Origin of the sequence: Bradyrhizobium sp. IC4059, from assembly GCF_020193615.1 — a bacterium.
Lineage (GTDB): Bacteria > Pseudomonadota > Alphaproteobacteria > Rhizobiales > Xanthobacteraceae > Bradyrhizobium > Bradyrhizobium yuanmingense.
This window is the reverse complement of the sequence record NZ_JADYVH010000014.1, coordinates 19187-31146: the sequence shown is the minus strand read 5'-3', so window position 1 is coordinate 31146 and position 11960 is coordinate 19187. Positions and strand designations below refer to the sequence as shown.

Annotated in this window: 11 protein-coding genes; 7 read left to right on the top strand and 4 right to left on the bottom strand. The window is 66.6% G+C overall.

All coding sequences use genetic code 11. The features are described from left to right. Positions 1–214 precede the first annotated feature (214 nt). Complete coding sequence (locus I6F12_RS32050) at positions 215–1135, bottom strand: LysR substrate-binding domain-containing protein (RefSeq protein ID WP_036009724.1); 921 nt, start codon at positions 1133–1135, stop codon at positions 215–217. A 125-nt stretch (positions 1136–1260) separates the two neighbouring features. Between I6F12_RS32050 and I6F12_RS32045 the strand changes: the two genes are divergently transcribed. From I6F12_RS32045 to mdlC, 4 genes are all read left to right on the top strand, one after another. After that, the gene (locus tag I6F12_RS32045; protein ID WP_225158047.1) at positions 1261–2430 is read left to right on the top strand and encodes an acyl-CoA dehydrogenase family protein; all 1170 of its coding nucleotides are present in this window, start codon (positions 1261–1263) and stop codon (positions 2428–2430) included. Between the two features lie 10 nt (positions 2431–2440). Further along, positions 2441–3541, top strand: a complete 1101-nt coding sequence (locus I6F12_RS32040) for a CaiB/BaiF CoA-transferase family protein (RefSeq protein ID WP_057027778.1) — start codon at positions 2441–2443, stop codon at positions 3539–3541. A gap of 15 nt (positions 3542–3556) precedes the next feature. Beyond that, positions 3557–4408, top strand: a complete 852-nt coding sequence (locus I6F12_RS32035; RefSeq protein WP_225158046.1) for a MaoC family dehydratase N-terminal domain-containing protein — start codon at positions 3557–3559, stop codon at positions 4406–4408. A gap of 141 nt (positions 4409–4549) precedes the next feature. Beyond that, positions 4550–6172: a benzoylformate decarboxylase gene (mdlC, locus tag I6F12_RS32030; protein ID WP_225158045.1), complete on the top strand. Its 1623-nt coding sequence runs from the start codon at positions 4550–4552 to the stop codon at positions 6170–6172. A gap of 96 nt (positions 6173–6268) precedes the next feature. On the opposite strand, the gene I6F12_RS32025 is transcribed toward mdlC, so the two are convergent. Continuing rightward, the gene (locus tag I6F12_RS32025; protein WP_225158044.1) at positions 6269–7045 is read right to left on the bottom strand and encodes a glucose 1-dehydrogenase; all 777 of its coding nucleotides are present in this window, start codon (positions 7043–7045) and stop codon (positions 6269–6271) included. 76 nt (positions 7046–7121) lie between these two features. On the opposite strand from I6F12_RS32025, the gene I6F12_RS32020 reads away from it, so the two are divergent. Next, a complete protein-coding gene (locus I6F12_RS32020; protein ID WP_225126686.1) occupies positions 7122–7580 on the top strand; it encodes a MarR family winged helix-turn-helix transcriptional regulator in 459 nt (152 codons plus the stop codon). 155 nt (positions 7581–7735) lie between these two features. Here I6F12_RS32020 and I6F12_RS32015 read toward each other — a convergent pair whose 3' ends face one another. Further along, positions 7736–8530: an SDR family oxidoreductase gene (locus I6F12_RS32015; RefSeq protein WP_036036098.1), complete on the bottom strand. Its 795-nt coding sequence runs from the start codon at positions 8528–8530 to the stop codon at positions 7736–7738. 41 nt (positions 8531–8571) lie between these two features. Further along, a complete protein-coding gene (locus tag I6F12_RS32010) occupies positions 8572–9267 on the bottom strand; it encodes a hemolysin III family protein (RefSeq protein WP_225158043.1) in 696 nt (231 codons plus the stop codon). 184 nt (positions 9268–9451) lie between these two features. On the opposite strand from I6F12_RS32010, the gene I6F12_RS32005 reads away from it, so the two are divergent. Together I6F12_RS32005 and I6F12_RS32000 are read left to right on the top strand one after the other, a co-directional pair. Then, entirely contained in the window at positions 9452–10921 is a 1470-nt protein-coding gene (locus I6F12_RS32005; RefSeq protein WP_225158042.1) for a YcjX family protein, read from the top strand. Beyond that, positions 10918–11946 carry a TIGR01620 family protein gene (locus tag I6F12_RS32000; protein WP_225158041.1) on the top strand — a complete coding sequence of 343 codons (1029 nt, stop codon included), beginning with the start codon at positions 10918–10920 and terminating at the stop codon, positions 11944–11946. The genes I6F12_RS32005 and I6F12_RS32000 overlap by 4 nt, the downstream gene beginning before the upstream one ends. Positions 11947–11960: the final 14 nt, after the last annotated feature.

The window sequence follows — 11960 nt, the reverse complement described above, 5'->3', positions numbered from 1 at the left end:
CATTGCGAGGAGCGAAGCGACGAAGCAATCCAGACTGTCACCGCGGAGGGATTTCTGGATTGCTTCGCTGCGCTCGCAATGACGGGGTCCTGGACACACCTGCTCGTCACGCCCGCACCGGCAGGCACGGCACTCCCAGCTATAAAATTCCGGCATGACAGCTCGCGCCAGATGCGAAGGCACGACCGCGCGCGGCTGTTCTACGACACGCCATCTAACTCAACCTGATGTCCCACACGCCGTCCTTGCGGCAGGCGGCGACCTCCTCGCGCAGCAGCGCGGTGATGGCGAGCGAGGCCGTCGAGGCCGGGCGGTCGATTGGAGAGGCAAAGATGAGCTCGCGCGTCATCGGCTTGGATACGGGGGCGGTTTCCAGCCGCCCGTCCGCGACCTCGCCGTGGACCGAGGACGGCGGCAGCAGCGCGAAGCCGAGGCCCTCCTCGACCAGGCTCGTCAGCACGCGAAACGAATCCGCCTCCAGTTGGACGTCGAGCTTGATCTTGCGCTGGGCCGCGGCGTGCTCGATCAGCGCGCGGAGGCCGTGGGAATGAGAGGGCAGCACCAGGCGTTGCCGCAGCAGCCAGCCGATGTCGACGCTCTTCTTGCGCGCCAAGCCGCAGCCGCGCGGACCTACCGCGACGATGTTGTCGCGCCCCAGGCTCTGCACGTTGAGATGCAGGTCGGCCGAGCGGCCGTAGAGGATGGCGAGATCCATCTCGCCGCGATGCAGCCATTCGACCAGATGCCCGCTGTAGCTCTCGACGATGCGCAGCGAGATGCCGGGAAATTTTTCGACACAGCGCCGTGCAAAGCGCGCCGACAGCACGCAACTCACGGTCGGAACCAGGCCGAGCACGACCTGGCCGGACGGCGGCCCCTTGGCCGACTGGATGTCGTCGCGGATCTGGTCGATCTGCCGCACGATGCCGGAGGTGCGTGCGAGCAGCAGGCGGCCGGCCTCGGTCAGCACCATGCCGCGGCCGTTGCGCGTGAAGAGTTCGGTGCGCAGCTCGTGTTCCAGGAGCTTGATCTGCCTGGAGAGCGCCGGCTGCGCCACGCGCAACGTGTCGGAGGCCTTGGACAGGCTGCCGAGCTCCGCCACGCAACTGAAGGTCCTGAGCTGCCGGAAATCCATGCTTGCCAATCCTGGAAGGCTACTCCATACGCTATAACAAATGAGCATAGGGGGCGGGCATTGTTTTCACAACGCCCGTGGGTTGGCCGGCGTTATCTTAACTGCCGCTGAGAATTGGAAACGCCATGAGTCAAGAACACCACGCCGAAGATTACGCCGACATCCGCGAGGCCATAGCCAAGCTCTGCGCCCAGTTCCCCGGCGAATATTGGCGCAAGCTCGACCGCGAGATGGCCTACCCCAAGGCGTTCGTCGATGCGCTGACCGAGGCCGGCTATCTCTCGGTGCTGATTCCCGAGGAATACGGCGGCGCGGGCCTGAAGCTGTCGGCGGCCGCCGCGATCCTGGAAGAGATCCAGCGCGCCGGCTGCAACGGCGGCGGCTGCCACGCCCAGATGTACACGATGGGCACGGTGCTCAGGCACGGCAATGCCGAGCAGAAGGCAAAATACCTGCCGAAAATCGCGAGCGGCGAGTTGCGCCTGCAGGCGTTCGGCGTCACCGAGCCGACCAGCGGCACCGACACCTCCTCGCTGAAGACGTTCGCGCGCAAGGACGGCAACGACGGCTACATCATCAACGGCCAGAAGATCTGGACCAGCCGCGCCGAGCATTCCGATCTGATGGTGCTGCTGGCGCGCACCACCCCGAAGGACCAGGTCAAGAAGCGCACCGACGGCCTGTCGGTGTTCATCGTCGACATGCGCGAGGCCAAGAACAACGGCCTCGAGATCCGCCCGATCCGCACCATGATGAACCACGCCACCACCGAAGTGTTCTTCACCGACATGAGGGTGCCGGCGGAGAACCTGATCGGCGAGGAAGGCAAGGGCTTTCGCTACATCCTCTCCGGCATGAATGCCGAGCGCATCCTGATCGCGGCCGAATGCGTCGGCGACGCAAAGTGGTTCATCGCGAAGGCGACGAACTACGCCAAGGAGCGCGCCGTGTTCGGCCGGCCGATCGGCCAGAATCAAGGCATCCAGTTTCCGATCGCCAAGGCCTACGCCTCGATGCGCGCGGCCGAACTGATGGTGAAGGAAGCCACGCGCAAATACGAGGCCGGGCTCGATTGCGGCGCGGAGGCCAACATGGCCAAGATGCTGGCGGCGGATGCGTCCTGGGAAGCGGCGAATGCCTGCATCCAGACCCATGGCGGGTTCGGCTTTGCCGAGGAATACGACGTCGAGCGCAAGTTCCGCGAGACGCGGCTCTACCAGGTGGCGCCGATCTCGACCAACCTCGTGCTGTCCTTCGTCGCCGAGCACGTGCTCGGCATGCCGCGCTCGTACTGAGGTTGCGGCCATGGGAGCATTGGACGGGATCAGGGTGATTGCGGTCGAGCAGGCGGTGGCGGCGCCGTTCTGCTCCTCGCGCCTGGCGGATGCCGGCGCGGAGGTGATCAAGATCGAGCGGCCCGAGGGCGATTTCGCCCGCGGCTATGACGCGGCGGCCAAGGGCCAGAGCAGCTATTTCGTCTGGCTCAATCGCGGCAAGCAATCGGCGGTGGTCGATCTCACCACGAAGGAAGGCCGCGCCGAGCTGGAGAAGCTGATCGCGAGTGCCGACGTGCTGATCCAGAACCTGAAACCCGGCTCGATGGACAAGCTCGGCTTCTCGCGCGAGCGGCTCTTGAAGGACTATCCCAAGCTGATCTCGTGCACCATCACCGGCTATGGTGACGAAGGTCCCTACGCCCACCGCAAGGCCTATGATCTCCTGATCCAGGCCGAGAGCGGGCTCGCCTCGATCACCGGCAATCCGGATGGCGCCTCGCGCGTCGGCATGTCGATCGTGGATGTTGCGACCGGCGCCACCGCGCATGCCGCGATCCTGGAGGCGCTGATCGCGCGCGGGCGGACCGGCAAGGGCGCCGACATCCGCATCTCCATGTTCGACGTGATGGCGGACTGGTGCACCGTGCCGCTGCTCAATGCCGAAGCCGGCAATCCGCCCAAGCGCATGGGGCTGCGGCATCCGTCGATCGCGCCCTATGGCGTGTTCACCTCCAAGGATGGCAAGGACATCCTGATCTCGATCCAGAGCGAACGCGAGTGGAAGACGCTGTGCGCGAAGGTGCTGGATCAGCCGGACCTGCCGGCCGATCCCCGCGTCGCCAACATGGTCGAGCGCGTGCGCAACCGCGACTTCACCGACACGACGGTGGCCGACATCTTCGGCAAGATGACGCGCGACGAGCTGTTGAAGCGTCTCTCGGACGCCGACATCGCATTCGCCGAGGTCAACACCATGGCCGACCTCGCCAACCATCCGCATCTGCGGCGGATCGAGGTCGACACGCCGAACGGCCGCGTCAGCTATCCCGCGCCGGCGCCGATCATCGTCGGCGAGACGCGCAGCTACGGCGCCGTGCCCGCGATCGGCGAGCGTCCCCAGTCCAAATAAAGAGAGCGAGGCGTCATGACCGAGAAGCTCGACATCGATCATCTCAGGCAGTGGATCGGCCGCAGCCAGGAGGCCACCGACATCGTCACCGCGCAGCTTGTGAAGGGCCTGCGCGCGACATTGTTCCAGGAGGTCGGCGAGCCCAAGACGGGCGATGCTGCGCCGTTCACGGTGCATTGGTGCCTGGCGCAGCCGGTGTTCCCGATGTCGATGCTCGGGCCCGACGGCCACCCGACCCGCGGCGGCTTCCTGCCGCCGGTGCCGCTGCCGCGCCGGATGTGGGCCGGCGGCGAGATCGAGTTCTTGCAGCCCTTGCGCGTCGGCGATGAATCGACGCGGACTTCGCGCATTGCCGACGTGCAGGTGAAATCAGGATCGACCGGCACGCTGTGCTTCGTCTCGGTCGAGCATAGCATCTCCTCGCCGAGGGGCACGGCGATCCGCGAGCGGCAGGACATCGTCTATCGCGAGATGACCGGCGGCGCGCCGGCTGGCGGCAAGGCGTCGCCTCCGCCGCCGCAGGCGCAGCATCGCGAAACGCATGTGTCCGATCCCGTGCTGCTGTTCCGCTACTCCGCGCTGACCTTCAACGGCCACCGCATCCATTACGACCGCGACTACGTCACTGAGGTCGAGGGCTATCCGGGCCTGATCTTCCACGGCCCGCTGCAGGCGGCGCTGATCGTCGAGATGGCGGCCAAGCTTCGCGGCGGCAAGGCGCCGAAGAAGTTTTCGTATCGCGGCGTGCAGCCGCTATTCGAAGGCACGGAGTTCTCGGTCAACGCCAACGAGACTGAGGCGGGCATGGAGCTGTGGACCGCGAACGCGGAGGGGCAGCCGACGATGAAGGGATCGGCGGTGTGGTGATAGTCTCTCCTCGTCATTGCGAGGAGCGAAGGGACGAAGTAATCCAGACTGGCTCTGCGGAGAGATTCTGGATTGCTTCGCTTCGCTCGCAATGACGGGTGGGGCTGCTACGTTCAATCAATAAACGCAGGGACGGAACCAATGGCCAGGAACGGCAAGACCGGCAGCAAGCCCGTCACCGTGAAGCAGGCGACGCTCGATCTCTTGCGCGCCTTCGGCATCGACAGGGTGTTCGGCAATCCTGGTTCGACCGAGCTGCCGTTCCTCAGCGACTGGCCCGACGATATCGACTACGTGCTGGCGCTGCAGGAGGCTTCCGTCGTCGGCATGGCTGATGGTTATGCGCAGGCGACGCGCAATGCCGGCTTCGTCAACCTGCATTCGGCGGCCGGCGTCGGCAACGCGCTCGGCAACATCTACACCGCGCATCGCAACCAGACCCCGCTAGTGATCACCGCAGGCCAACAGTCGCGCTCGATCCTGCCCTTGCAGGCGTTTCTCTATGCCGAGCGCGCCTCCGAGTTTCCGCGACCTTATGTGAAATACAGCGTCGAGCCGGCAAGGCCGGAGGACGTGCCCGCCGCGATCGCGCGGGCCTATTACACCGCGATGCAGCCGCCGTGCGGGCCGACCTTCGTGTCGATCCCGATCGACGACTGGGCCCATGCCTGCGCGCCGGTCGAGGCGCGCAGGGTCAGCCGCGAGATCGGCCCTGAGCTGGAGCCGATGAAGGCGCTGATTGCGGCGCTCGCCTCAAGCAAACACCCCGCGCTCGTCGTCGGCCCGGGCGTCGATCGCGCCGGCGCGGTGGATCTGATGGTGCGCGTTGCCGAGAAGAGCAAGGCGAGCGTCTGGGTTAGCCCGTTCTCGGCACGCTGCTCGTTCCCCGAGAGGCATCCGCAATTCGCAGGCTTTCTGCACGCCTCGCCGGCGCAGTTGTCCGATGCGCTGCGCGAGCACGATGTCGTCGTCGTCATCGGCGCGCCGGTGTTCACCTTCCATGTCGAGGGCCATGCCGCGATCTTCGACCGCGGCGCGACCATCTTCCAGATCACGGATGACGCGGATGCCGCCGCAGTGACGCCATCGGGCACCAGCATCATCGCGACGATGAAGCCAGCGCTCGGCCTGCTGCTCGACCTGCTGCCGGAGAGCAAGCGCGCGGCGCCAAAAGGCCGCACACTGCCGCCGGCGCCGCAGCCCGCCGATCCGCTGCCGGTCGAATTCCTGCTGCATTCGCTGTCGCAGGCAATGCCGGATGATGCATCACTTGTCGAGGAAGTGCCCTCGCACCGGCCGGCGATGCAAAAATTCCTGCCGATGCGCGGCCAGGACAGTTTCTACACCATGTCGAGCGGCGGCCTCGGCTATTCTCTGCCCGCCGCCGTCGGTATGGCGCTCGGCAAGCCGAAGCAGCGCACGGTGTGCCTGATCGGCGACGGCTCGGCGATGTATTCGATCCAGGCGCTCTGGACCGCCGTGCAGCGCAAGCTGCCGCTCACCGTCGTGGTCATCAACAATTCCGGCTACGGCGCGATGCGCTCGTTCAGCCAGGTCATGCAGGTGCGCAACGTGCCGGGGCTGGAGCTGCCGGGGATCGATTTCGTCCGGCTTGCCGAGGGCATGGGCTGTCATGCGGTGCGGGTGACGAAGGCCGCGGAGCTGGGCGAAGCGCTGAAGCGCGGCATGGCGTATGCGGGCACGAGCCTCGTTGAGGTCGTCGTGGATTCCGCAGTGCCTGTGCTGTACGGGCAGAAGCATTGACCGTGTCGTAGCCCGGATGGAGCGCAGCGTCATCCGGGAATCCTGCCACAGGCGAGTCGGCCCTGGATTGCGCTGCGCTCCATCCAGGCTACGACATCACGACGCCAAAAAACCTCCGTCGGCCGCGAGCACATGCCCGACGACATACGACGACGCATCCGACGACAGCCACACCACGGCCTCGGCGACCTCCTCCGGGCTGCCCATCCGCCGCAGCGGCAGGCCTGCGCTGACCGTCGCCACATCGCCGACGCCGGCGCGCAGCATCATGTCTGTGACGACGCGGCCGGGCGCGATCGCATTGATGCGAATGCCGCGCGGCGCGTTCTCCATCGCCGCCGAGCGCGTCAGCGAGATCGCGGCGGCCTTTGAGGCCGAGTAGAGCGAAAGGCCTGGATTGGGATTGCGCACCCCGCTGACGGAGGTGTTGACGACGATGCTGCCGCGCCCCTGCGCCAGCATCGCCGGCAATTGATGGCGCAGGCAGAGGAACAGCGCGCGGACATTGGTGTCGAACACGCTGTCGTAGATCTCCGTGCCCTGCTCCTCCAGGGGCGCGCGGCGCTCCTGGAAGCCGGCATTGTTGAAGGCAACGTCGAGCCGGCCGCAGCGCCCGACGGCTGTGCCGACGAGGCGCGCGACCTCGTCCTCCTTCGTGATGTCGGTCTGAAGCGCGATCGCCTCCGTGCCGAGCTCGCGGCACGCGGCGGCGGTGGCCTCGATCTCGGCCTCGCGCCGGCCGGCGACGACGATCGCTTCCGTCCCTTCGGCCGCCATCCTCAGCGCCGTCGCACGCCCGATGCCGCTGCCGCCGCCCGTGACCAGGCAGACCTTGCCGCTCATCCGCTGACCGGTCGGCAAGGCTTCGCTCATGGTCTACTCCAAACACTTGCGCGCGCCGTTGCGCCCATATAGTTGTATGATACAACTATATGGGTCGAGTCAAGCCATGGCCGAGCTTTCGCTGATCGACGACATCCGCGCCGCCTCGCGCCTGATGGTGCGCGAGCTCGGTTTCATGGACGCCACGGTGGCGGCCTCGGGCTATCCCCCCTCGGCGGTCCACACCATCCTGGAGATCGGTATCCGCGGCCCCATGACGTCGGGCGAGCTCGGCGATTTCCTGCGGCTGGAGAAATCCAGCGTCAGCCGTCTGGTGCGCAAGCTGATCGATTGCGGCGAGCTCAAGGAGACGCCGGACGAGGTTGATGCGCGCAGCAAGCTGCTGTCGCTGACGGCGAAGGGCCGGCGCACGCTGGAGGCCCTCCATGCGTTCGGCCGGCAGCAGGTCCGCGGCGCGCTGGCGGCGCTGACGCCGGCCGAGCAGCGCACGGTGTGCGAGGGCATGATGCTCTATGCGCAGGCGCTGCGCGCGAGCCGGGTGGGGGAGACGGTGGCGGTGGTGTGATGCGCGAGGTTGCTGAAGCTGCTTCTACACGCTCGGTGTCATTGCCCGCGAAGGCGGGCGATCCAGTACTCCGAGACGGTTGTGGTTGAGCCGACAGGCCGCGGCGTACTGGATGCCCCGCCTTCGCGGGGCATGACAGCGTCAATTGCGGCGACTCACTTCCCGAACTCCTCCCGCATCTTCGCCTGGATCTTGGCCATGCCGCCGATCCAGCGGTCGTAATTCTCGGTCTTCTTGCGCATGTAGCCGAGCACTTGCGGGTGCGGCAGGATCAGGAACGTCTCCTGCTCGAGGCCGGCGAGAACGTCTTTCGCCACTTGCTCGGGCGTCAGGTCGCCGTCGCCGGATTGCGGGCCCTTGGGAATCGAGCGCAGCATGTTGGTGTCGACACCCTGCGGACACAGGATCGAGACCTTGATGTTGTGGGCCTTGTGCGAGATCGCGAGATTCTCGGCAAAACCGACCGCCGCGTGCTTCGTCGTCGAATAGGCCGGGCTGCCGACCTGCGACAGCAGGCCTGCGGCCGAGATGGTGTTGAGGAAATAGCCGCCGCCGCGCGCCTTCATGCGGGGGACGAGATGCCGCGCCGCATAGACATGCGCCATGACGTGGATCGCCCAGCTGCGTTGCCACGGCTCGTCGGAAGCGCCGCCGGCATTCTCCGACATCGGGTCGAAGCCGCCGCCGATGCCGGCGTTGGAACAGAACAGCGCGATCGGGCCGAACTGCCGCTCGGTCTCCTCGATGACGTGGACGATGTCCTTTTCCTGCGCGACGTCGCATTTGAACGCGGCGCCATCGACCATGGCCGCGACCGCTCGCGCATTGGCCGCGTCCATGTCCGCCACCACGACCTTGGCCGCACCCGCATTGTGAAAGGCCTCGCACAGCGCCTTGCCGATGCCGTTTGCGCCGCCCGTGACGACCACGACCTTGCCGGTCACCTGCATGCGACGTCTCCTCTCGTCTTATACCGCTTCGCGGAAACTTCTCAGCTCAACACGAGGTCGAGCACCGCGGTATAATGACATGCCGCGCCGGCCAAGACAAAGCCGTGCCAGATCGCATTCTGAAAGCGCAGCCGCCGCCAGGCGTGGAAGATCACGCCGAAGCTGTAGAGCAGGCCGCCGGCAAGAATGAAGCCCAGCACCAGCGTGGGCAACGCCCTGACCACGGCATCGTAGAGCATCATGCCGCTCCAGCCCATCGCGAGATAGATGCCGACCGAGACGCGGTCGAACCGGCCGGGATAGAGCAGCTTCAGCACGATGCCGAGGATTGCGACGCACCAGACGCCGGCCAGCAGCACCAACGCGAACACGCTGTCCTTCAGCTCCAGGATGAACGGCGTGTAGGTCGCGGCGATCAAGAGATAGATCGCGCAATGGTCGAAGCGGCGCAGCAGCCATTTGGCCGGCGAGACCGGCCAGAGATTATAGGTCGCCGACAGCACCAGCATCGAGAGCAGGCCGGCGACATAGACGGAGACGCCGACGATGTCGGTGGCGTCGGCATAGACCGCCGTCAGCACCACCAGCACCGTCGCGGCAATGATGCCCGCGAGCACGCCGATCCCGTGGACGATGCCGTCGGCGATCAGCTCGGCGCGATCGTAGTCCCAGCCGATCGCGTCGGCTGCGGCGTGGACGGAAGAGGATGCAAGCTGCTTCAACTGGAAGACGGTCATGGCAATCCGCAAAGGCTCGAGGCAATGCCCTCTAGATGGGTGTTTCAGGACCGGCGGTCGTTCAAACGGCTGATTTGCCGAGAAAGGCGGTGGAAGTATGAAAGCTTGAATTTCTTCAGGCAATTGCCACTTTTGTGACTAATCCGTTTTGCGTATCCCTCGCCCGAGATCCCCTCACGTTCATATGGCATTCAGTTTCCAGGATATGGTCGAGGAGGCGCGGCTGTCGGCGCGGGCGCTGATCGATTATGGCGAGCACTTCTTCAACCCGACGGTGCGGCTTGGTGTCACCGGTCTGTCGCGCGCCGGTAAGACCGTATTCATCACCGCGCTGATCCATGGACTGACGCGTGGCGGCAGGTTTCCGGTGTTCGAGGCCTACGCCTCGGGCCGGATCGCGCGGGCGCACCTGGCGCCGCAGCCGGACGATGCCGTGCCGCGCTTTGCCTATGAGAACCATCTGCGCGCGCTGATCGAGGAACGGCGCTGGCCGAGCTCGACCGTGGATATCAGCGAGCTCAGGCTCGTGATCGACTACCAGCGCCCGAACGGCGCCGACCGCACGCTGACGCTCGACATCGTCGACTATCCCGGCGAATGGCTGCTGGACCTGCCGCTGCTGCACAAGAGCTACGAGCAATGGTCGGCGGAGAGCCTGGCGCTGTCGCGCGAGGCGCCGCGCGCGCATCTCGCAGCCGAGTGGCACAGTCATCTCGCAACGCTCAAGCCCGAAGCGCGCGAGGACGAGCAGGCGACGCTGACGGCTGCAAAGCTCTTCACCGATTATTTGCGCGCCTGCCGCGACGAGCGGTTTGCGATGAGCCTGTTGCCGCCCGGTCGCTTCCTGATGCCCGGCAATCTCTCCGATACGCCGGCGCTGACCTTTGCGCCGCTGGACGTGCCTGCTGGCGGGCAGGCGGGCGAGGGATCGCTGTGGGCGATGATGGTGCGGCGCTTCGAAGCCTACAAGGACGTCGTGGTGCGGCCGTTCTTCCGCGACCATTTCGCGCGGCTCGACCGTCAGATCGTGCTGGCCGATGCGCTCGCCGCGTTCAACTCCGGCCCCGAGGCGCTGCACGATCTCGAAGCCGCGCTCGCCGGCATTCTCGACTGCTTCAACACCGGCCGCAGCACGATCCTCTCCAGCCTGTTCCGGCCGCGCATCGACCGCATCCTGTTCGCCGCGACCAAGGCGGATCATCTGCATCATTCCAGCCACGACCGGCTCGAGGCGGTGCTGCGCCGCGCCGTCTCGCGCGCGGTCGCGCGCGCGGAAAACACCGGCGCGGCGATCGACGTCGTCGCGCTCGCCGCCGTGCGCGCCACGCGCGAAGCGCAGGTGGCGCATGGCCGTGACAAGCTGCCGTCGATCCTGGGAACACCCGCCGCAGGCGAAAGCGCCGGCGGCGAGTTCTTCGACGGCAACACCGAGGTTGCGACCTTTCCGGGCGATCTTCCGCTCGATCCCGAGCCGCTGTTCAATGGGACGGATGCGTTCCGCGGGCTCGCGTCGGAGGCGGCCGGGAACAGCGATTTCCGCTTCCTGCGCTTCCGCCCGCCGAAGCTCGAACGCGAGGGTGCCGACGAGCCGACGCTGCCACACATCCGCCTCGACCGTGCCTTGCAGTTCCTGATCGGAGACAAGCTGTCATGACCGAGCGATCCAAGCCACGGCGGCCGGCGACGTTCCGGCTCGATGATCCCGGCGTCGTCGTCGCCGGGGCCGACGAGACCGGCCGTCTCGGTCGCGCCACCATCCAGATCACGCCGGAGCCCGACCCGGCGATGCTGCCGGTGCCGGTGCACGCCGCAGTCCCGGCGCGGCGCGGCTTTCCCTGGGGCACGCTGTTCTGGTCGGGGCTCGCCGGATTGACGCTGCTCGGTACCGGGCTCGGCGTGGTGCATCTGGTCGAGGATCTGTTCGCGCGCAGCCAGACGCTCGGCTTCGTTGGACTTGCCTTCGCCGCCGTCACCGCGCTGGCGCTTGCGGTGGTGATCGGGCGCGAGGCGTTCGGTCTCGCGCGTCTTGCGACCATCGAGAAGCTGCACCAGCGCGCAGCTTCCGTGCTGGCCAGCGACGATCGCAAGGAGAGCCGGGTCATCGTCCAGGACCTGCTCAAGATCGCGCACCAGAACCCGCAGCTGGCGCGCGCCCGCGCGACGCTGGAGAGCCATGCCGGCGAGATCATCGACGGCGCCGACATGATCCGCCTCGCCGAGCGCGAGCTGATGTCGCCGCTGGACGCCGAGGCGCGGCGGCTGGTGTCGTCAGCGGCGCAAAAGGTCTCGATCGTGACGGCGGTGAGCCCGCGCGCCGCCATCGACGTGCTGTTCGTGTTCGTGGCGGCGCTGCGCCTGATCCGCCAGCTCGCTTATCTCTATGGCGGCCGCCCAGGCGCGCTCGGCATGATCCGCCTGCTTCGCCACGTCATCGCCCATCTCGCCATCACCGGCGGCATGGCCGCGAGCGACAGCCTGGTGCAGCAGATGCTCGGCCACGGCATCGCGGCGAAGCTGTCGCAGCGCCTGGGTGAAGGCGTGCTGAACGGGCTGCTGACCGCGCGACTGGGATTGGCCGCGATCGATGTGACGCGGCCGCTGCCGTTCGCGGCCCTGCCGCCGCCGAAGCTGTCGGATCTGGCGACGGATCTGCTGCGGAAGAAGGACGCCGACGAGTAGATCGCCCCCTTGGA